At 57.0% G+C, this 22,231-nt stretch carries 18 protein-coding genes; 14 read left to right on the plus strand and 4 right to left on the minus strand.

Annotation, left to right across the window (positions count from 1 at the left end; genetic code table 11):
- The first annotated feature begins 108 nt into the window (after window positions 1-108).
- The 11 genes from AC3CHX_RS09515 (at window position 109) to AC3CHX_RS09565 (ending at window position 17,214) form a co-directional block, all read left to right on the plus strand.
- Window positions 109-1,128, plus strand: a complete 1,020-nt coding sequence (locus AC3CHX_RS09515) for a zinc-binding alcohol dehydrogenase family protein (protein WP_488643783.1) — start codon at window positions 109-111, stop codon at window positions 1,126-1,128.
- Between the two features lie 223 nt (window positions 1,129-1,351).
- Window positions 1,352-5,362, plus strand: coding sequence for a phosphoribosylformylglycinamidine synthase (gene purL, locus AC3CHX_RS09520; protein ID WP_488644782.1), 4,011 nt, complete (start codon window positions 1,352-1,354; stop codon window positions 5,360-5,362).
- A gap of 306 nt (window positions 5,363-5,668) precedes the next feature.
- Window positions 5,669-5,914 carry a hypothetical protein gene (locus AC3CHX_RS09525; protein ID WP_488644783.1) on the plus strand — a complete coding sequence of 82 codons (246 nt, stop codon included), beginning with the start codon at window positions 5,669-5,671 and terminating at the stop codon, window positions 5,912-5,914.
- Between the two features lie 78 nt (window positions 5,915-5,992).
- A complete protein-coding gene (locus AC3CHX_RS09530) occupies window positions 5,993-6,718 on the plus strand; it encodes an rRNA pseudouridine synthase (protein ID WP_488643784.1) in 726 nt (241 codons plus the stop codon).
- A gap of 128 nt (window positions 6,719-6,846) precedes the next feature.
- Entirely contained in the window at window positions 6,847-7,968 is a 1,122-nt protein-coding gene (locus AC3CHX_RS09535; RefSeq protein ID WP_488643785.1) for a methyltransferase, read from the plus strand.
- A 21-nt stretch (window positions 7,969-7,989) separates the two neighbouring features.
- Complete coding sequence (locus tag AC3CHX_RS09540; protein ID WP_488643786.1) at window positions 7,990-8,205, plus strand: hypothetical protein; 216 nt, start codon at window positions 7,990-7,992, stop codon at window positions 8,203-8,205.
- 109 nt (window positions 8,206-8,314) lie between these two features.
- Window positions 8,315-13,660, plus strand: coding sequence for an anti-phage protein ProA (gene proA, locus AC3CHX_RS09545; protein WP_488643787.1), 5,346 nt, complete (start codon window positions 8,315-8,317; stop codon window positions 13,658-13,660).
- A 127-nt stretch (window positions 13,661-13,787) separates the two neighbouring features.
- A complete protein-coding gene (locus tag AC3CHX_RS09550; RefSeq protein WP_488643788.1) occupies window positions 13,788-14,729 on the plus strand; it encodes a DnaJ C-terminal domain-containing protein in 942 nt (313 codons plus the stop codon).
- Window positions 14,730-14,731: 2 nt separating this feature from the next.
- Complete coding sequence (locus AC3CHX_RS09555; RefSeq protein ID WP_488643789.1) at window positions 14,732-15,055, plus strand: chaperone modulator CbpM; 324 nt, start codon at window positions 14,732-14,734, stop codon at window positions 15,053-15,055.
- A 22-nt stretch (window positions 15,056-15,077) separates the two neighbouring features.
- On the plus strand, window positions 15,078-16,628 hold the full coding sequence (locus AC3CHX_RS09560) for a CYTH and CHAD domain-containing protein (protein ID WP_488643790.1): 1,551 nt from the start codon (window positions 15,078-15,080) through the stop codon (window positions 16,626-16,628).
- Between the two features lie 160 nt (window positions 16,629-16,788).
- On the plus strand, window positions 16,789-17,214 hold the full coding sequence (locus AC3CHX_RS09565) for a bacteriohemerythrin (protein WP_488643791.1): 426 nt from the start codon (window positions 16,789-16,791) through the stop codon (window positions 17,212-17,214).
- A 6-nt stretch (window positions 17,215-17,220) separates the two neighbouring features.
- On the opposite strand, the gene AC3CHX_RS09570 is transcribed toward AC3CHX_RS09565, so the two are convergent.
- Window positions 17,221-17,970, minus strand: coding sequence for a helix-turn-helix domain-containing protein (locus AC3CHX_RS09570; RefSeq protein WP_488643792.1), 750 nt, complete (start codon window positions 17,968-17,970; stop codon window positions 17,221-17,223).
- Window positions 17,971-18,267: 297 nt separating this feature from the next.
- On the opposite strand from AC3CHX_RS09570, the gene AC3CHX_RS09575 reads away from it, so the two are divergent.
- The gene (locus tag AC3CHX_RS09575; RefSeq protein ID WP_488643793.1) at window positions 18,268-18,705 is read left to right on the plus strand and encodes a sll1863 family stress response protein; all 438 of its coding nucleotides are present in this window, start codon (window positions 18,268-18,270) and stop codon (window positions 18,703-18,705) included.
- Between the two features lie 49 nt (window positions 18,706-18,754).
- Window positions 18,755-19,888, plus strand: coding sequence for an SLC13 family permease (locus tag AC3CHX_RS09580; RefSeq protein ID WP_488643794.1), 1,134 nt, complete (start codon window positions 18,755-18,757; stop codon window positions 19,886-19,888).
- 27 nt (window positions 19,889-19,915) lie between these two features.
- Here AC3CHX_RS09580 and AC3CHX_RS09585 read toward each other — a convergent pair whose 3' ends face one another.
- Entirely contained in the window at window positions 19,916-20,512 is a 597-nt protein-coding gene (locus tag AC3CHX_RS09585; protein ID WP_488643795.1) for a YceI family protein, read from the minus strand.
- A 79-nt stretch (window positions 20,513-20,591) separates the two neighbouring features.
- Between AC3CHX_RS09585 and arfB the strand changes: the two genes are divergently transcribed.
- Window positions 20,592-21,029, plus strand: a complete 438-nt coding sequence (gene arfB / locus AC3CHX_RS09590; RefSeq protein WP_488643796.1) for an alternative ribosome rescue aminoacyl-tRNA hydrolase ArfB — start codon at window positions 20,592-20,594, stop codon at window positions 21,027-21,029.
- Between the two features lie 62 nt (window positions 21,030-21,091).
- On the opposite strand, the gene AC3CHX_RS09595 is transcribed toward arfB, so the two are convergent.
- On the minus strand, window positions 21,092-21,343 hold the full coding sequence (locus AC3CHX_RS09595; RefSeq protein ID WP_488643797.1) for a transcriptional regulator: 252 nt from the start codon (window positions 21,341-21,343) through the stop codon (window positions 21,092-21,094).
- 267 nt (window positions 21,344-21,610) lie between these two features.
- Entirely contained in the window at window positions 21,611-22,222 is a 612-nt protein-coding gene (locus AC3CHX_RS09600; protein ID WP_488643798.1) for a 4'-phosphopantetheinyl transferase family protein, read from the minus strand.
- Window positions 22,223-22,231 lie beyond the last annotated feature (9 nt).

A 22,231-nucleotide genomic window follows, 5' to 3' on the forward strand; every position in this document is an offset into this window, starting at 1 on the left:
CATAATGGCCATCAGTCAGTTGCGGCCAGGTACGCCAATTACCGGCCGCTCCATGTATTCCAGATAAATGTATTGCCAGTCAACCTTCACATGCCATCAGGAGCGCCCATGAAAGCCATTGCATTAACCCGCTATTTGCCTATCGATCACCCCGAGTCCCTGCTCGACGTCACGCTTGCCAAGCCGGCCCCGCAAGGCCGCGATTTACTGGTCGAAATCAAGGCCATTGCGGTCAATCCGGTCGACACTAAAGTGCGCGCGCCAAAGGACCTGGTCGAGCCAGCGCCGCGCGTATTGGGGTGGGACGCTGCTGGCGTGGTGCAGGCGGTCGGTCCCGATGTCAACCGTTTCAAGGTCGGCGATAAAGTGTTTTATGCCGGCGATATCACGCGGCCCGGCACCAATAGCGAGTTTCAACTGGTGGATGAGCGTATCGTCGGCAGTATGCCGTCGTCACTCGATTTTGCGCAGGCCGCGGCCTTGCCATTAACCGCCATCACCGCATGGGAAGCGCTATTCGACCGTCTGCAGGTGCCGACCCCGGCTCCTGCCGTGCCGCGTAAAACCATCCTGATTATCGGTGGCGCCGGCGGCGTAGGCTCGGCCGCGATCCAGTTGGCCGCCAAGTTCGCCGGACTGACTGTGATCGCCACCGCATCGCGTCCGGAATCGGAAAAGTGGGTGCGTGAACTGGGTGCGCACCACGTCGTCGACCATTTCGGTGATTTGCAGGCGCAATTGCAGGCCAATGGATTTGATAGCGTCGATTACGTCCTGATTCTGAACGATACCGATCGGCATTTCCCGGCTGCTGCTGCGGTAATCGCGCCGCAAGGCACGATTTGCACCATCGTCGAAAATGCTGCGCCGCTACAAATCGACCTGCTGAAAGCAAAAAGCGCCGGTTTTGTCTGGGAGTCCATGTTTACTCGCTCCAAGTTTCAGACGGCAGACATGTCGAAGCAGGGCGATCTGTTGGACCAAGTGGCGCGTTTGATTGATGGCAAAGTACTTGTCACGACAGTGAGCCAGGTGTTGTCGCCTATCAATGCAGCCAACCTGCGGCGGGCGCATGCGGCGCTGGAGGCTGGCCACGTCATCGGCAAAATCGTGTTGAAGGATTTTTGAGAATGTCATTCTGGCAATAAGTGATGATGCCGGTCAGGAGCCTGTCGTTTTGAGCATCCCGAGGAATCTTGCGTCGCTTCCCGATACCGCGCGGTGTTCGGAGCGACGCCGATAGATGGATTTTCTCCCTATTAGGAGTAGGGCATGCCCCGGTCATGCCTGTATAATGGCGGCTTCTGATTTAACCAGCGGCTTTTTGCTGCACCAACCCCTCCATATCGCCATGTTGATTTTGCCGGGTTCCAATGCCCTTCCTGCTTTTCGCTCCCAACGTCTCTTGTCCCAACTGCAATCGATAGATCCGAATATCACCGGCGTCACCGGTCGGTATGATCATTTTGTCGATTCGTCAACAGTATTAAGCGAGGATGACCTGGGTCGTTTGCAAGCGTTGCTGACCTATGGCGATCCGTTTGCCGGCACCGACGGCGGCGAGGAATTCATCGTCATTCCACGTTTTGGCACGATTTCCCCGTGGGCCAGCAAGGCAACCGACATTGCGCACAACTGCGGCATGGCGCACATCAAGCGGATTGAGCGCGGAATTGCCTATCAGGTGAATATGAAATCAGGTTTGCTGGGCGGCCTCAAAAAACTCAGCGATGCAAGTATTCAGGCGATTGCCGCTGTGCTGCACGACCGCATGACGGAAACCGTATTGCGCGGCGCTGAAGCGGCCGGCGCGCTGTTCCGTGAACTGGAAGCCAAGCCGCTCGCGTCGATTGACCTGCTGGCGGGCGGTAAAGCGGCGCTGGAGAATGCCAACAGCGAACTCGGACTGGCCTTGTCCGACGACGAAATCGACTATCTGGTGGAGGCATTCGGTCGTGCCAAACGGAATCCGACCGATGTCGAATTGATGATGTTCGCCCAGGCCAACAGCGAACATTGCCGTCACAAGATTTTCAATGCGGATTGGACGATCGACGGTCAGGCGCAGGACAAGTCATTGTTTGCGATGATCAAGAATACCCATCAATTGAACCCGCAAGGCACGGTCGTTGCGTACAGCGACAATTCGTCGATCATCGAAGGCGCGACCGTTTCACGTTTCTACGCGCGTGGCGCAGCCGACGGCAATGTCTACGCAGCCTCGGATGAGCTGACGCACATCCTGATGAAGGTCGAAACCCACAATCACCCAACCGCCATTTCACCTTTCCCCGGCGCGTCGACCGGCGCCGGCGGTGAAATCCGCGACGAAGGCGCAACCGGCCGCGGCGCCAAGCCCAAGGCTGGTTTGACCGGCTTCACGGTATCCAACCTGATGCTGCCGGATGCCCGTCAGGCATGGGAGAACGCCGCCGATGTGACGGCTGCGGTTGCCGCTGCTGACGGCAGCGCTGTTTATGGCAAGCCGGACCGTATCGCGTCGCCATTGCAGATCATGATCGACGGTCCGCTCGGCGGTGCCGCGTTCAACAACGAATTCGGCCGTCCGGTATTGGGTGGCTACTTCCGTACCTACGAACAAAACGTCGCTGGCAACGTGCAGGGGTATCACAAGCCGATCATGATCGCCGGCGGTATCGGCAGCATCTCGGACAAGCACACGTTCAAAAACGATTTGCCGGTCGGCAGCCTGCTGATTCAGTTGGGCGGCCCCGGCATGCGGATCGGCATGGGCGGCAGCGCGGCGTCGTCGATGGCGACCGGCACCAATACTGCGGACCTGGATTTCGATTCGGTCCAGCGCGGCAATCCGGAAATGGAACGGCGCGCGCAGGAAGTGATCAACGCCTGCTGGGCCATGGGTGACACCAATCCGATTTTGTCGATTCACGACGTCGGTGCAGGCGGCCTGTCGAATGCCTTTCCGGAAATCACCAACGACGCCAAGCGCGGTGCGATTTTCGATTTGCGTAAAGTGCCGCTGGAAGAAAGCGGGATGGCGCCGAAGGAAATCTGGAGCAACGAATCGCAAGAGCGCTATGTGATGGCGATTGCCCCGGAAAGCCTGGCGCTGTTTGAATACTTCTGCCAGCGCGAACGCTGTTTGTTTGCCGTGGTCGGTACCGCAACGGAAGAACGTCAATTGAAGGTAATTGATCCGCAACACGACAACCATCCAGTCGATATGCCGATGGATGTATTGCTCGGCAAACCGCCGAAGATGCACCGCGACGTCCAGCGTATCGCACCAGATTTACCGGCAGTCGATCTTACCGGCATGGATTTGCTGGAAGTCTCGCAACGCGTGTTGAAGCTGCCGACGGTAGCAGACAAATCGTTCCTGATTACCATCGGCGACCGTACTGTCGGCGCGACTTCGGTGCGCGATCAGATGGTTGGGCCATGGCAGATTCCGGTGGCCGATTGCGCCGTCACGACTATGAGTTTCGCAGGTTATCTGGGCGAAGCGATGGCGATGGGCGAGCGGACGCCGCTGGCCGTGATCGACGCTGCCGCATCCGGCCGGATGGCAGTGGGTGAGGCGCTGACCAATATTGCCGCGGCACCGATAGCGGATATTTCTGCGATCAAATTGTCGGCCAACTGGATGGCGGCTTGCGGTCAGCCCGGTCAGGATGCAGCGTTGTTCGATACCGTCAAAGCAGTCGGCATGGAGTTGTGTCCGGCGCTCGGCATCAGCATTCCGGTCGGCAAGGATTCGCTGTCGATGCGCACCACCTGGAAGGATGAGGCCGAGAGCCGTGCGGTCACTTCGCCGGTGTCGTTGATCGTCTCCGCGTTCGCACCGGTCACCGACGTGCGTCGGGCGCTGACCCCGCAAATCCGTACCGATGCCGGCGACACCGCGCTGATTCTGATTGACCTCGGACGCGGCAAGAACCGCATGGGCGCATCGGCACTGACGCAGGTCATGCAACAGATCGGCAACGAAACGCCGGACGTCGATAGCGCCGCAGACCTGAAAGGCTTCTTCAACGCGATTCAGCAGCTCAACAGTGAAGACAAACTACTGGCTTACCATGATCGCTCGGATGGCGGCTTGTTCACCACCTTGTGCGAAATGGCATTTGCCGGTCATACAGGTCTCTCCGTGAATCTCGACATCCTGACCATGGAAAGCGAGCACGCAGCCGATTGGGGGGATTCCAAAAACTGGACCGGTCAAGTTTCGGAACGTCGCAATGAACTGACCTTGCGCGCATTGTTTAACGAAGAGCTGGGTGCCGTGATCCAGGTGCGCGCCGAGCAAAAGTCGGACGTCATGAACGTGCTGCGCAGCTTCGACCTCGGCGCCTGCAGCCACATCATCGGTAAGCCCGATGCGCGCGACGTGATCGAATTCACGCGCGATGCCAAGGCCATTTACAACCAGCCGCGGATTGCGCTGCAACGCTTGTGGAGCGAAACCAGCTGGCGTATCGCCCGTCTGCGCGACAACCCGGCCAGCGCCGATGCCGAATACGACCGTATCCTGGACGCTTCCGATCCTGGCATCACACCGAAAATCACCTTCGATCTGCAGCAGGACGTGGCCGCGCCATTCATTAATGTAGGCGCTCCGCCGCGCGTGGCGATTCTGCGCGAGCAGGGCGTCAACTCGCATGTCGAAACCGCGTATGTGATGCACAAATCCGGCTTCACCGCCGTCGACGTGCACATGAGCGATCTGATTGCCGGCCGTGCCCGGCTGGACGATTTCAAGGCCTTTATCGCGGTGGGCGGTTTCTCCTACGGCGATGTGCTGGGTGCCGGCGAGGGCTGGGCCAAGACGATCTTGTTCAACGCCAAACTGGCCGATCAGTTTTCGTCCTTCTTCAATCGCGACGACACGTTTGCCCTGGGTATTTGCAACGGTTGCCAGATGATTGCCAATTTGAAAGGCATCATTCCCGGGGCCCAAGCCTGGCCAAAATTCACCCGCAACAAATCAGAGAAATTTGAAGGGCGCTTCTCGATGGTGCAAATCGAAGAGTCGCCATCGATCTTCCTGCAAGGCATGGCCGGTACCCAAACCGCAATTGCCGTCGCGCATGGCGAAGGTTTTGCCGACTTCTCGCAAACCGGCGACATCAACCAGGCGCTGGTCGGCATGCGTTTCGTCGACAACCACGGTCAGGTGAGCGAAGCCTATCCGTACAACCCCAACGGTTCGCCGCAAGGCATCACTGCGGTGACCACGGCAGACGGTCGTTTCAATGCGATCATGCCGCACGCAGAGCGGGTATTCCGTAGCGTGCAGCAATCGTGGCATCCCGAAGGCTGGGGTGAAGATTCGCCATGGATGCGCATGTTCCGCAATGCGCGGACCTGGGTCGGCTAACAGACCAGGAGCCTGTCGGACTTAGGGAATCGAAGCGAAAAAGTGGCTGAGCGCGGACATATTTCGCTGATTTTTTGTGTCAATAGCGGGACTATTGACCAAAAAATCAGTGAAATATGGACCGCTCAGGCGCTTTTGCAGCCGATTCTTCCTAAGTCCGACAGGCTCCTAGTGGTATCCGGTGGCACTGACATGCGGCCAAATACGGTAAGCAAAATAAGAATACAGTAGGGCGGAAAGCGCTATGCTTTTCCGCCCTATTTGGTCTAAGAACGACACGAAATAAACTGGAGTTAAGCCATGACCATGACCTACGAAGAATATCTGGATGAAGTCACCACGCTGTTGACTGAAAAGTACGACCTGACCGATGCTGCAGCCATCAAGCACGTGATGCGCGCACAGGCTGCTGATTTCTTTACCTTGCACGACGATCATCCTGAACTGCGGACGCAGGAGAACGCGGTGCTGGACGCCAAGAAGATTTTTGAGCAAAAGAACAAGTCGCGGCCTGAGGCGTTTCATGGGCGCGCCAAAGCGCCGAACAAGTGAGCAATCGGTGAATTCCAGCAGCATCTGCACCGGCTTGCTAGCCTACAATGAGCGCCCCTCCATTTTCCTACCGTTGCCATGACAGAATCCGTTCGCCTCGCCAAACATCTCGCTGAGCTGGTCTCTTGCTCCCGCAGCGAGGCAGAGCAATACATTCACGGCGGTTGGGTCACCGTGGATGGGGTCGTGGTGGAAGAGGCCGGCTTCAGAGTCGCGCCGCAACAGCAAGTTGCGTTACTGCCGGACGCCGTGCTCGAACCGGCAGAGCCCGTCACCATTTTGTTGCATAAGCCGGCCGGCGTCGATCTGGCAGCGGATGCAGCGCTCATCGCGCAGTTGCTGAGTGCGGACAAGCTGGCGGCAGACGATCGTTCCGGTCTGCGCTTTCTGAAGCGCCATCTGGTCGGCCTGAGTCTGGTCGACGCCCTGGAGCCCAAGGCTAGCGGTCTGGTGGTCTTCACACAGGACTGGCGGGTTACCCGCAAGCTGGTGGATGACGCGGCCAAAATCGAGCAGGAATACATCGTGGAAGTGCGCGGCGACATGATTCCGGATGGTCTGCAACTGCTGAATCACGGCTTGAAATTCAATGGAAAGCCGTTGCCGCCGGTGAAGATCAGCTGGCAAAATGAAACCCGTCTGCGCTTTCCGCTAAAGGCACCGCCACGCGGCTTGATCGCGTTCATGTGCGAAAAGGTCGGGCTGGAAGTGGTGGGGATCAAGCGGATTCGTCTGGGGCGGGTGCCGATGGCTGGTTTGCCTGCGGGACAATGGCGTTACTTGCTGGGCTACGAGCGATTCTGATTCATGCCCGCTTAACTTGATTCGCCGAGCCCTACCTATTTTTATTGAGGCAGCACCATGCATTTCCACTCCATCGCGCTACCCATGCGGCCATTCCAGATTCTCCATCATGTGCGGCAGGTGCCGTCATGAGTCAAGCTCCGCTGATTAGCTGGATGGAACACGAGCAGCCGCGTTCCATGCGCTGGCGTTCGGAAAGCGATACACCTGCACCTAAGCGCGTCGTCATTGCCGATGACCGCATGACCGCCGATGCGGCTTTTCGTCTGGCTTCCGAAGGCACGGCGATGCTGTGGCGCGGCGATTTCCAGAACGCCCGCCAGTTGCTGCAGGCGCTGGCACGCCGTACCGACCGCAAACCGCCGAAACCGGCAGCGACGCCGACCGATGCATTCAATTTCCATCGTCAGGCCCAGTCGCAACGCGCACGCACGCTGGCCATGTTATTGCTGCCTTTTGATGACGATTACAGCATCCCGTTGCGCCGTGCGCCGGATGTGCAACAAGCCTGTATCGAAGCATATGGCGCAGCAGACGGGCCGTTTGTGGCGTCGCTGCGCGAGTTGCTGGGCTTGGTGGGCGCGCATGAATGGCGCAAGAAGGGCGTCGACATTCCGGCACTTGGCGCGCGTATCCACCCGCACTATGGCGTGTTTTCACCGGTCCGTGGCGAGTACATCGGGCTAGTGGCTGAGGCGCCACTGCCATCCACCCGGCTGGCGTTCGACATCGGCACCGGTACCGGCGTGCTGGCGGCGGTATTGGCGCGCCGCGGTGTTGCGCGCGTGGTGGCAACCGATCAGGACCCGCGCGCGTTGGCGTGTGCGCGGGAAAACCTGACGCGGCTGGGACTGACGCAGCAAGTTGAGGTGCTGCAGGCCGATCTGTTTCCGGCAGGGCGTGCGCCGCTGATTGTCTGTAATCCGCCATGGCTTCCGGCACGGCCGAGCTCGCCTATCGAATACGCGATATATGACCCGGAGAGCCGGATGCTGCGCGGCTTTCTGAGCGGGTTGGCGGCACATCTCGAACCGGGTGGCGAAGGCTGGCTGATACTTTCCGATCTGGCCGAGCATCTGAGCTTGCGTCCGCGCACAGAGTTGCTGGCATTCATTGAAGAGGCCGGTTTGAAAGTCGTAGGACGGATGGATGTCAAGCCGCATCATCCGAAGGCCGCTGACGACACCGATCCGCTGCATGCGGCACGCGCCGCGGAACTGACATCGCTGTGGCGTCTGGCAGCGCGTTGATCTAAACCATTGAGGAAAAACATGAGCAACAAACCATCCCGCACACTCACCTTCAAATGCGAAAAATGCGCCAAGCCGGTCCAGGTGTTTTTGCAAAAAGTGTCTGCCTGTTCACATATCCAGCCATACCAGGGTATCTGTAAATGCGGTGAACTAAAACGGCATGCAACAGGACAAAGGGAGGCGGTGGAATCCTATCTGGCTTCACCGGACGGCGACTGGTCGCATCACCACTAAGAATCGCAGGCATAGACGCTGATAGCGCCTGCATTTTTGTATCTTGGTTGGTATGATGATGACCTTTGCATTTTAGTACGGTGCATGACTACAAAAAGAAGAGGACGCAGTGTCAGAGCAGTCACAGCAGGCAGATCAAAACGGGTTGTCGCAAGCGCCGTCGAATATCACGCTAATTACGATAACGGCGCAGGTCGATGCGACTGTGAATTACGCGTCCTATCAGAATAACGTTCCTTTAATACGCAGCCTGTCGATCCAGAATCACGGTGACGCGCCGCTCCATGATGTCGAGATCGTGGTGCGCTGTGAGCCGCCGTTTGCCGACACCATGCGCCTGCGCTTTGCACAGCTGGATGCGCATGAGACACGCCGCATCGAGACCATCGACCTGAAGATAGCGCATCGTTATCTGGCCGAGTTGAACGAGGCTGAGCGTGGCCGCGTCATCTTTCAGGTGATGGCGAATCAGCTTGAGGTGGCGCTGACGGACCGTCCGGTGGACGTGCTGGCGTACGATCAATGGGCTGGCACGCGCGCGTTGCCGGAACTGTTGGCAGCGTTTTCCTTGCCGAATAACCCGGTGATCGATCGTCTGATGTCGCAGTGCGGCGATCTGTTGCATAAAGCCGGGGCCGGTCAAAGCATGAACGGCTATCAATCCAGGAATCGGGAAGATGCCTGGGCCCAGATTTCGGCGATCTATAGTGTCATCGGCGCACTCAAGCTGAATTACATCGAGCCGGCGGCGTCGTTCGGCAATGATGGCCAGAAGATACGTACCCCCGACCGCATTCTCAGCGGCGGCATGGTCACCTGTCTCGATTCCTCGATGCTGCTGGTGTCCTGCATGGAGCAGGCCGGACTGAATCCGCTGGTGATCATTAAAAAAGGCCATGCGCTGGTGGGTTGCTGGCTGATTAACACGACCTTGCCGAGCGCGGTATTCGACGATGGCCAGGCTGTGCGCAAGCGCGTCGCCAGCGGTGAATTACTGGTATTCGAAACCACCATGCTGACCCACAGGCCGGCGGCGACGCTGCGTCTGGCCTGTGAAAACGGCCAGGAGCAACTGCTGCAGGAAGACGAGTTCCTGTTCGCGATCGATATCAAACGCGCGCGCATGGAGCAAATCCGTCCGCTGCCATTCCGAGCGCCAACTACCGAAGCCGACAACCCGCCGTTAGTGACGGCCGAACCTTGCATCGAACCGCCCCCTGTGCTGCCGCCGCTGGATAGTACGGCGACGATCATCGATGATGAAGCCCCGGCCGAAACCGCCGATGGTCGCCTGGCACGCTGGAAATCCAAGCTGCTGGATTTGACCCTGCGCAACCGCCTGATCAATTTCAAGCCGACCAAGGTCATGTTGCCGCTGCGCGTGCCGAATCCCAGTCATCTGGAAGATGAATTGTCGGATGGCAAGGAGTGGAAGTTCCGGCATCTGCCGCTGATCATGGACACTGCCAACCCTGACGATCCGCGTGTGGCCGCTGTCGCCATGCGCCGTACCGGCGAGGATCCGGTCGAAGCTGCCGCGCTGCAGGCGATGCAGATGCGCGAACTGCTGGCCATCGTCGATGCCAGGAAACTGGACGCCCATTTGTACGAGATCTACAGTGCGGCACGTTTAGGGCTGGAAGAGGGCGGTGCCAATACGCTGTATCTGGCATTGGGCTTCTTGCGCTGGACCGAGGATGAACGTGCAGAAAAAACGCTGCTGGCGCCGATATTGCTGGTGCCGGTGACGCTGACGCGGCAATCGGTACGGACCGGCTACTCGATCAAACGGCATGACGATGAAACCATCATCAACCCGACCCTGCTCCAGTTGTTGCGCGAAAAATTCCAACTGACGATCAAGGGGCTCGATCCGCTGCCGGCCGATGGGAATGGCGTCGATGTGGCTAAAATCTGGCAGATGATACGCCTGGCGATCAACGATGTGCCGCGCTGGGAAGTACTCGAAGATGTCTATTTGGGAATATTCTCGTTCACCAAATACCTGATGTGGAAAGACCTGCAGGATCGCAGTGAACAGCTGAAACAGAATCGGGTGGTGAGTCACCTGATCGAGCGGCCGCACGAGTCCATTGGCGGCAGTGTCGATATCGTGATGCGCGATGACATGGATCGGCGTCACGCACCCGACAGTCTGCTGACGCCGTTGCTGGCCGATTCGTCGCAGTTGAATGCGGTGAGCCGGGCCGGGGCCGGGCACGATTTTGCACTTGAGGGGCCGCCGGGCACCGGTAAGTCGCAGACCATCACCAATCTGATTGCGCATTTTCTCGGACAAGGGAAAACCGTCCTGTTCGTCTCGGAAAAAATGGCGGCGCTGGACGTGGTGCAACGCCGCCTGAATGCGATTGGACTGGGCCCGTTTTGCTTGCAGCTGCATTCGGCCAAGGCCAAGAAGTCCGAAGTATTGGAGCAACTGCGGACCGCGATGAGCGTCTCCAGGCATTTCACCGAGGATGAGTGGAAACGCGAGGCAGATCGGCTAGGTGTGCTGCGCGCCGACCTGAATGCGCTGGTGCAGGCGCTGCATCGCACCTATCCGCATGGCTTGACCGTGCGCGGCGCGACCGATAGCGCGATCCTGCGCCATGCCAGCTGGACCCCGGCTGCCATGCCGTGGACCAATCCGGACACGCACGACCGCGCTGCTCTGGATGGCTTGCGCGAGTTGGTCCGGACGATCCAGGTGGTGGTCGAAGAGTTGGGTCGGGTGCAACAACATCCGCTGCAATTGGTCCGGCATACCGAATGGTCGAATGCCTGGGAAGATCGGTTTCTCAACACCAGCGCAGAACTGGATAGCGCCAGCGCGCAGCTGCAGCAGGCCGCCGTGGCACTGGAGCCCGGATTGGGCCTGAGTCTGGGGGCGCCGTCGCAAGCATTGCTGGAAGCGCTTGATGTGCTGATCGACGTGTTGCTGCAGGCGCCGCAGGTGCCGACCGGAATCGCCGCCGGCGGCGCGGATGCGAACACCCGCAGCGCTGTGCAAAAACTGCGCGAACATGGCGAGCGGCGCCAGATGTATGCACAAAAACTGGCATCCCTGGGATTCAAGCCCGACATTTCCCGCGAGAATGGCGCGCAGTTGGCACAAGCCTGGAACGCCGCTGTGCATACGTGGTGGCCGAAAAGCTGGTTTGCCGCGCGCAGTCTGACGGCGAGTCTGGCGCAATACAGCAATAACCAGCAGCAACCACTGGCGCCCGTCATGGCGGCCGCACTGGAGGCATTGCGCGGCTTGAATGCCGAGGATCAGGCGCTGAAACTGGCCGAAGCGCAAGCGACAGCATGGCTGGGAAGCGAATATCAGGGCCCGCAAACCGATTGGGCCGCAGTCGCGCGCTACGAACAATGGGGCCGCCAATTCGAACAGGCCATCGCGCGCTTTGCCGCGACCGGCGACGGCGCTGCCGCCGCGGCTTTGGCGCAGCGCTTGCGGCAATTGGTGAGCCAGCAACGCGCTGCGCTGGGACCGCATGCTGCCTTGTCGCTGCAACTGATCAGCTTCAAGAATGCCTTCCACGAATTCACGCTGAAACTGGCGCAGGTGACCGAACTATCCGGCGCCGGCAGCGAGCTGGCTGGTGCCAGCCACGCAGCCGGTCTGCCGAGTCGGGTCCGTGGCGTGGTGGCCGGATGGCAGGCGCAGCATCGCTGGCTGCGCAGCTGGTGCAAATGGCGCGGGTTGCGCAAGCAGGCGGTCGACGCCGGCATCTCCAGCGTGGTGCAGGCGATCGAGCATGATCGTGTGGCGCTCAAGGATCTGGCCAACTACGTCGAATATTCTTATCAGGTCTGGTGGCTGAAAGTCATTACCGATCAGGAACCGGTGCTGCGCAATTTTTCCAGCGCCGATCATGACCGCAAGATTCGCGAGTTCCGCGCAACCGATGCGCATTTTCAAAGCCTGACCGAGCAATACCTGAACGCGTTGCTGGCAGGAAAAGTCCCGCGGGTTGAAGCCGGCCAGAAACCGGATGCCGAAATGGCGCTGGTATTGCGCGAACTGGCCAAGCAAAAAGCCCATTTGCCGGTGCGCAAGCTGGTACGCGGTATTCCGACCTTGTTGCCGAAGCTGAAACCCTGTTTGCTGATGTCGCCGCTGTCGGTGGCGCAATATCTGGACGCAGCCCATTCCAGTTTTGATCTGGTGGTATTTGACGAGGCCTCGCAAATTCTGGTGTGGGATGCGGTCGGCGCAATTGCGCGTGGCAAGCAACTGGTGGTGGTCGGCGATCCGAAACAACTGCCGCCGACCAGCTTTTTTGCCCGCGCCGACGATGACGATCAGTCCGCCGCAGACTTTGATGACGCTAGCGTCCATGATCTGGAAAGCATACTCGATGAATGTCTGGGCGCAGGTCTGCCGACGCTGCGGCTGGAGTGGCATTACCGCAGCCGCCACGAGAGCCTGATCACGTTCTCCAACCATCGCTATTACGACTCCAGGCTGATCACCTTCCCATCGCCGGTGACCCAGGATCGGGCGGTGCGTTTGCAGATGGTGGCCGGGGTCTACGATCGTGGCGGGAGTCGTACCAACCGCGCGGAAGCCGACGCTATTGTGGCAGCGATCGTTGCCCACTTTGGCGATGACAGCCGACGCCATCTGACGATGGGCGTGGTGACGTTCAATCAGACTCAGCAGCGCTTGATAGAAACGCTGCTGGACGAAGAACTGCGCAAAGCACCGGAACTGGAACAGCGGATTGCCGAGCATGGCCCGGAAAAATTGTTTATCAAGAATCTTGAAAACGTCCAGGGCGATGAACGCGACCTGATTTTGTTCTCGATCGCCTATGGCAAGGATGCAGCTGGCCGGATGGCGATGAACTTCGGGCCGTTGAACAAGGAAGGCGGGCAGCGTCGCCTCAACGTCGCGATCACGCGGGCGCGAGTCGGCGTCACGATATACAGCTCGATACGGCCAGAAGACATTGATGTCTCGCGGACCCGTTCGACCGGCGTTATCGATCTGAAAAACTATCTGGAGTTTGCGCAGAAGGGCGCGCGTGCACTGGTAGAGCAATCGATCCCGACCGGACGCGAACCCGACAGTCCGTTTGAAGTAGAAGTGATTCGTGCCTTGCGTGAGCGCGGCTGGATAGTCCATCCGCAGGTCGGCTGTTCGGGGTATCGGCTCGACATCGGCGTCGTCCATCCGGACCAGCCCGGCACGTTCCTGCTGGGGGTTGAGTGTGACGGCGCCACCTATCATTCACTGCCCACCGCCAGGGATCGTGACCGTCTACGGCAATTGGTGCTGGAGGGATTGGGCTGGACATTGCATCGCATCTGGTCGACCGACTGGTGGACCGACCCCGAGCGCGAAATGCTGAAGCTGGAAAAAGTGCTGAATAAAAAACTCGCTGAATCCAGGGGTGATACGCAGGAAGTGCAGGAAGGTGTACCTTTCCTGGTGGCAAATGGCTAATACAATTTCTCAACCAGGCGCGCACTTGGTTGTCGGCTCGGTTATTCGCCTTTGATTTGGAAATGGAATAAGATCGGAAGCAGAGGCAGGTTGATCGCAATCCACAAGCAATTTTCTGGGCGCGAATATGAAATTCAAAGATTATTACAGTGCACTTGGTGTCGAGAGAGATGCCACTGCGGCCGAAATCAAACAGGCTTACCGCAAGCTGGCGCATAAATATCACCCCGACGTCTCCAAGGACCCGGAAGGTGAGGAGAAATTTAAAGAAGTTGCGGAAGCCTACGCCACCCTGAAAGACCAGGAAAAGCGCGACGCCTACAATCAACTGGGACGCCATCGGCAAGGAGAAAATGTCCAGCCGCCGCCTGACTGGCAGCAGACGTTCAACGAGTCTGACGCTTCTTTTGGTGATGTCGATATGGCCGATATTCTGGCCGCGTTTGCGGCGTCCCGCCATGCAGGCGGCCAAGCGCATCAACGCCGGCCGTTGCACGGTCAGGATTATGAAGTGAAGGCGCCGATTACCCTTGAGCAGATTTATGCCGGCGGGGAAATTGACGTGAATCTGAATTTGCCGGAATACGATCATCAGGGCCTGTTACATCGCGTGCCAAGAACCTTTAGAGTGAAAGTGCCGAAAGGGGCGGAGGATGGCCAGCGCCTGCGGTTGCCCGGCAAGGGCGGGCAGGGCAGTAATGGCGGGAAAAACGGCGATCTGTATGTCGTCATGGTGCTGATACCGCATCCTCTATATCGCGTGAGCGGCAAAGATCTGTATATCGATCTGCCATTGGCGCCGTGGGAGGCAGTGCTGGGAGCCAGCGTGCAAGTGCCCACCCTGGGCGGCAAGGTCGAACTGACCGTTCCTGCAGCGACCGCCGCCAATCGCCAATTCCGCCTGGCCAGGCGCGGCCTGCCATCGGCCGGCGGTGAAACGGGCAATTTATTTGCGGTGGTCAGGATAGAGGTGCCGAAGTCCGCGACGCCGCGTGAACGGGAACTGTTCGGGCAACTTGCCGCCGAGTCGACGTTTAATCCGCGCGCGCATTTCAATACAGGAGGTTAGCGATGCGTACCCATATTGTGGAAGCCGTGTGGCTCAACGATGCGGGCCTTTGTTCGCTGGAGCAGTTGGCAGCCTACTCCGGCTTGACGCAGGCCGAGCTTCAGGATCTGGTGGAACTGGGCGAAATCGTGCCGACCAGCGTTGATGCTGAAAATGTTTTGTACCAGACGCATTACATCGTGATTGCCAGAACCGCGCGGCGCCTGAGGGACGATTTTGAGCTTGATATGCATGGTCTGGCGGTGGCGCTCAATCTGTTAGGGCGGATTCGTGATCTGGAGACCCAGCTGAATGCTGCTCACGCGAAGCTGCCGCACGTGAGATGAGTCGCCAAAAAACGGAATTGTCATGGAAATCGAGCTCAAGCTATTAATTGCGCCAGCTGCCGTTGGCGCTTTTCGGCGCCATCCTTTACTCAAGAAACTGGCTATTGCCAAGCCTTATCGGCAACAACTCGTCAGCACCTATTTCGATACGCCGGATTGTTACTTGATGCAGCACCAGGCAGGCCTGCGGGTGAGGCAGGTCGAGGGCAAATGGATACAGACCCTGAAAGCCGGCGGCCAGGTAGAGAGCGGCTTGCATCAGCGCAACGAATGGGAATCCGAAGTTAACGAGCCAACTCCCGATTTGGCGGTATTGCGTGGCATGTTGAAGCCGAAGTCGCCATGGGCCGGGTTGATCGCCAAGTCAGAGATTGCGCAGCAGTTAATGCCCATATTTACCACCCGCTTCCAGCGCAGTGTCTGGTTGCTGCGCCTGCCACAAGGCGATCAAGTCGAGCTGGTGCTGGACCAGGGGGAGATTCAACATGGCGCCGGCGCCGGCGCTACGTGCAGCCCGATTAGCGAAATCGAACTGGAACTCAAATCCGGCAACGCGGCGCATCTGTTTGCCTTCGCTCTGGAGCTGCAAGACACACTACCGCTATGCGTCGGCAACGTCAGCAAGGCCGAGCGTGGCTATCGGTTGTATGCGCCAGCGCCGCTCCGGATAATAAAGGCCAGCGCGCTCGAACTTTCGGGAAAAAAAACGGTAGGCCAGGGATTGCAGGCAATTATTGCCAATTGCCTGGCACAAATTCAAGGCAATGAAGCCGGGCTTGCATGCGGTACCGATGCTGAAAGCGTGCATCAAATGCATATTGGAGTGCGCCGCTTGCGTTCGGCGCTTGCCCTTTTTGGCGACCAGTTGCCATTGCCGGATGTACTGATAAAGGAGCTCAAGTGGCTTGGGCGCCAGCTTGGCGTGGTACGTGATTGGGAAGTGTTCGCCGGGACGACGCTGGACGCGCTGGCACGCGGGTGTCAGGACGGGCCGGACTTGCAGCCTCTGCGCCGGAAAGCGGCGGACTTTGCGAGTAAGAACAGAGTCAAGGCGGCCGAGGCCGTAGGCTCTACGCGCTATGCGCGGCTAATGCTGATGTTGGGTGCCTGCGTGCAGGGCGCGATGCCGGGCCAGCCGGAGCCCGCAGCGGCATCGAAGGAACTGGAAGCGCCATTGCGCAAGTTCGCCTCGGAACAGTTGGCGCGCTATCAGAAAAAATTGCGCAAGCGCGGCAAGGGCCTGGCCGGCAGCAATTCCGCAGAGCGTCACCAACTGCGGATTGCCGCCAAGAAAGTGCGCTATGCCATCGAGTTTTTTCAATCGCTCTACCCAGCCAAACAGGTCAAGTCCTATGTGGCCGCGCTGAGCGCTTTGCAGGATGCATTGGGCGAACTCAACGATGCCAGTGTCACGCATCAGTTATTGCAACAATGCGTGCATGACGCAGCTGAGCTTGCAGAAGTGTCGGGATTTGTGCGCGGTTATGTGTTTGCACATAACGAGAAAAATCTGGAGAAGCTCCCCAGGCTGTGGAAAAGATTCAAGCTGGTCAACCCGCCTCTTGAAAAATAGGTAACAGAAGCGCCGCATTTCTGCCTTCATCATTGCCCGATCGCCAATTGCGGACGAGGAATCCCGACCTATACTGCTTGAGTACCTCTCCGGCACTTTGCAAAGCGGCGACTCGCTGTCGCAAAGTTGCATCTGCAAATACGATCTAACGGAGCATGAGATGAATCAACCGGGTCTTGCGACGAAATCATTGATTTTCGCCGACGAATTGGATGCATCGCAGCAGCATTTGTTGCAAGAAATGGCGGGTCTTGTCACTATCTCCGATAGCAAGTTTGCGCCTTGTTACACCGCCTTGTTGGCGCATATCGAGCAAGAGTTTTACGCGGAAGAAGAATGGATGGAAGACGTTGATTTTCCGGCCATCCTGCCGCACCGGGAGCAACATAGCCGTGTTCTCAGCGCACTTCACCACGTTCATCCACGCGTGATGGGAGGCGATCTTGTGGTTGGCCGTCAGGCTGCTCTGTTACTTTTCCAATGGTTTATGAATCATATGTCATCCATGGATCGCGCCTTGATCAGCGCTGTTCAAATGACCGCTGGTCAGGCGAATCGAAAGATGCCTTCCGCTCACTACGCCTGAAGCAGGTTATTTCCCCTCCACCAACGCTTGCAAGTTCGGAATGCTGAGTAATTCAATTTCGCGGTTATTCGCTGTCACCCAGCCCATTTTCCTGAACTGGGACAGCAACCTGCTAATTGTTTCGTTGGTCAGCCCGAGGAAGTTGGCGATTTCCTCGCGCGACATGCGCAATTGAAAGCTGGTCGCAGAGTAGCCGCGGTCCTTGTAGCGGTTCGACAGATTGAGTAGGAACGCGGCAAATCGTTGTTCGGCGCGAAGGTTTCCCAACTGCAGCATGGCAGTGTGATCTTGCGCAATTTCCTGACTCATCATGCGATGGAAATGATGCAGCATGACAGGCACATGGGTCAGCAGCACTTCCAGTTGAGAAAATGGAATTTCACAAACCTCACTGTCTTCCAGCGCAACCGCGTCGCATTGGTACCGGTTCGAGCTGATAGCTTCCATGCCAAGCAACTCGCCTGTCATATGAAAACCGGAGATATGGTGGGCACCGCTGGAATTCACCTGTGAGGTCTTGAAATGGCCTACGCGAATCGCATACAGATTGACGAATGGGTCATTCATCCGATACAGCGCGGCATCGCGCGCAATGCGACGACGACGTCCGACAATTTGGTCCAGCTTGTCCATGTCGACATCGCTCAGCCCCATCGGCAAACATAGCTCGCGCAAGCTGCACGTCCCGCAATGCGCCGTCGAATCAAGCATCACGAAAGGTGGACGCGGGGAAAGGAATGTCGTTGTGGCGACCATCTTGACTGGTCCAATTCCAGGAATAAGAAAAGACGAGGACTGAGTACGCAATAGCAAGGTCAGCAAGCTACGCAATTTGTTTGTTTATTTGATCTGTTTACTTGACTCAGATCAGTAAAGCATAGTGTCTTAATTGCTACGATTGTAATCGTTATCGGCTGCACTTCAAGCCCATTTTTGGGTTTACCTGGAATCTGATTGCCGCCATATTTCCTTGTGGAAATCATTGCCCAGCTTGAGTCTGCGCGTTCAAAGACATAGCTTGCCAACACTATCGGGCGGAATGGGAGAAATCAAATGAAGCGCTATATCACGTTAGTCAAACCGGGCAAACGCGTTTTACTGTTGTGCCTGGTATCGCCATTGTGGCTTTGCGCCAATGCGGTGGCACAGGTGCCGCCGCGCCATCCCGAGGCGAAGAGTCAGGCGCCGTCGGATGCCAAGGAAAAAGTGTATGGATACGAGGCGCAGCGTGATATTTATTTAAAGGAAGCGCGTCAGCAAATTACCGAATTGAAAAATAAAATAGACCTGCTTAAAGTCAAGGCGAAGAAGTCCGGCGCCACCGCGAAAGCCAGAATGGAGAAAGAGATTCAGGGTTTCGAGAGTGATCTGCATGACCTTGATAAAACGTGGACGGATCTGAAGAACAGCGGTACCAATACCTGGGATGATTTAAAAGCCGCTCTGGAATCGTCCATCAAGAAATTGCGGGACGCGATTGACGGTAAGTAGTGAGTTGATACAATACGCCGCGATAAACAATAACCTTGCAAAAAAGCTGATGACAAGTAATGTTGATATTTATGTAACTCCGTCCATATTCGCCACACTACGCAAGGATTATTTTTTCTGGACTTTGCTCTTCCTGTTGTTGTTGTTAACGGTCATCGCACCTGCCCGGATTGCAGAATATCCCGGTCTGGTCGACTGGACAACCATCGCCACGCTGACCGGTTTGCTCGCTTTGACCAAAGGGGTGGAACTAAGCGGTTATTTGTCGCATCTGGGCGGGCATTTGACGGCCATGATGCCGACCGAGCGCGCACTGGCAGTTTTTCTGGTGCTGGCCACCGCCTTGCTGTCGACGCTGTTGACCAACGATGTCGGCCTGTTTGTGATGCTGCCCTTGACACTCGGTTTGCGCACTACCATCAAATTGCCGATAACCCGCCTGATCATCTTTGAAGCACTGGCCGCGAATGCCGGATCAGCGCTGACCCCGATTGGCAATCCACAAAATCTTTTCCTCTGGCAGCTCTCGCATTTGTCGTTTCAGGACTATGTCAGCGCCATGTTGCCGATGGTTTGCATACTGATGATCCCATTGGTTTTGCTCACCATCGTTGCCTTCCCCGGCCTGAAACTGGCGGTCGAGGAAGATCGGACGGCCGCACCGATAAAAAAGAAATTACTGTTTTTGTCGTTGGCCATGTATGTGCCGTTCCTGATCCTGACCGATCATCATTACGCCATCCCGGCCTTGCTGTTCGTATTGGCGGCCTTTCTATTTGCACAGCGCGATGTAGCGGCGCGCATCGACTGGCCATTGCTTCTGGTATTCATTCTGATGTTTGTCGATCTGCGTTTGCTGGCGCAGTTGCCGCTGCTGCATACGTGGATAGAAAGCGTGGGTCTGGCGCACCCCCAACGACTATATCTGGCCGGCATCGTGGCATCGCAATTCATCAGTAATGTGCCGGCGGCGATATTGCTGGCGGAGTACAGCAAGGACTGGCGACTGATTGCCTTTGCCGTTAACGTCGGCGGTTTTGGCTTCATGCTGGGCTCACTCGCCAACATTATTGCGTTGCGCATGGCGCCAGACAAAAAAGCCTGGATCAACTTTCACGCCTACTCGATTCCGTTTCTGCTGGTTGTCGCTGCTCTGGTGTATGTATGGTTGTTTGCTGTCTAGACAGAATGTATTGACCTGCCGCATTCGTCAGCTACCTGGATATTCCTTAATCGCTTCAACGATGACATGCAGCGTCACCGCGTCGCTGACAAACGGCACAAAGCGTCCCAGGTTGTAGTCGCTGCGTAGAATTTTGACAAAGCCGTTAGCGCCGCATGCGCGCTTGCCGTAGGCCAACATGAAGCGGCAATTGAAATTGGTGATCTCCAGCGTCACCGCGCGCGTGACGTCTTTGATCGTCAGCTCGCCATCGACCTGCTTCAGGTTTTCGCCGTCGAAAATCAGGCGTGAAGAGGTAAAACGGATGGTGGGATACTTTTCGACATCAAAAAAGTCGCTTGAGCGAAGCGCCTTGTTGAATAGCTCGGTGCCGGTGCTGACGGACGCCGCATCAATCTCGATTGCGATCTGGCCGGTTTCCGTGGCCGGATCAAGTTCGATAAAACCGCTGGTACGATCGAAACGACTACGCTGCATCGATAAGCCCCAATGGCTATATTCGAAAAAAGAAAAGGTGTGTTGCGGGTCGATTTTGTAACGCTCCGCAGCAAAGCCAGGGGTGCTGAAAGAAATAGCGAACAGTATCAATAACCAGCAACTTTTTTTTATCAATCCGGTGCGCATAACGAAATCTCGTTGGTGTTGACTGGGAATCAGTTGCATGTATCGGGTACTTCGAAACAGCCGCCTTATAATAGGCCAAATGTCTATTCCAAACGATCAAAATTTGCTGCACATCGCCGCAGGCCTCGCTATCTCCCTATCCGAGATCGAGATGACTGGCGTGCGCGCTCAGGGGCCGGGTGGCCAGAATGTGAATAAGGTCTCTTCGGCGATTCACTTGCGCTTTGATATCAATGCGTCGTCGCTACCGGAGGTCTACAAAGAAAAGCTACTGGCATTGAACGATCAGCGGATTACCAAGGATGGTGTCGTTATTCTCAAGGCGCAACAATCGCGCAGCCAGGAACAGAATAAGCTTGATGCCTTGCAACGCTTGCAGGAGTTATTGCTGGCGGTGACGGTGGTGCCTAAACGACGCCGTCCAACCAGACCCAGCTTTACCTCGCAGCTCAAGCGTGTCGATAAAAAAACCAGGCGCGGCAAAGACAAGGCGATGCGTGGCAAAGTGATGGTGTAGCGCCGGACATTTATAGAGAGGCTTGAATCAATTGATTTGATTCTCGCTGCAATGACGGGAATTCAGTTAAAAAATCCTTCAACAATATCCCGCTCAAATTCAGTGACCCACACCGAGCCATCGCCAATAGGGTATTGCTTTTCCTTGCCGGTAGATATTCGCGCCACGGTAAGAGTGCCCATCAGTGCGAATATTTCGTCTGTTTTAGGATCGGTAGTATCTATCTCACTGAGTTCAAAATCGTCTCTGTCCAGATTGTGCAGGGCCAATAGCGCTTCAAAATCTTCTTTTTCATCCGGCTCGACAAGTTTCATTTGGTACTCCTTAACGGGCAATGGAAAGGGCGATCTTTCTTCGGTGACTTTTAGATTTTTTCACCGTCTTCGAGATTGCCGCTACAGCTTTCACTATAGCGCTTGTTAACCTTCAAAAAAAGCTCAAACCAGCGCCACCACCAGCAGTCTCGCTGCGAATTCCATCTACGGTCTTGTCTTGACTGGATGCGGCAGTATTGGTGGTGCGACATCTCAACGACGGTGACTTATATGGAAACTGTCCGGCTTTTTTCAACGGAGGGATTTTTAAAGCAGAGTGGCGACCGCGCCGACACTACCGTTGGGCAGAGTCAGTTCAGTCACGCTACAACGTCGCAAGTTGTTTTGCAGCGCCGGATGCCATTCATTGATGCCGAGGCCGAGGCATTTAAGGCTTGCTTCGTAACGCGTCCACGCTTGCGCGAAGGCAAGCGCTTGCCGGTTTTCCGGATGCTCCAGGATGCGTTGGCATGCTTGGGGGCCGAGATAGTCGTGCGCAATCTGTTGCCAGTCGGGAACAGCGTCAGGCTGCATCAAGTCGATGCCGATGGCGCCGCGCAGGTTTATCGCCGCGACTGACAAGCCGGGTTGGTGGCTTATCGACAGCCCGCTCTGCTGGTTGGGTAAGGCGATGCGGATTGCCTCCCCAGGCGCGGAAATCAGCGGTACCGATTGCGCCGGCAGATCGAGCAGGATGCCCAGCGCTTCGCGTAGCGCGCTGCGGATACGCTCACGGGCAATATGCCGGATCGTCGTCAGCGGCGTCGTGACACTGACGACGATATTGGTCGGCGTCCTGTCCGTGTTGCGCGTTTGCTGTAAAAATTGAACGGACTCCGGCCACGGCAAGACGGTGAGGCAGGGTCCGTTAGTCAGCATATTATTTCA

This window comes from Glaciimonas sp. OK215, from assembly GCF_057787885.1.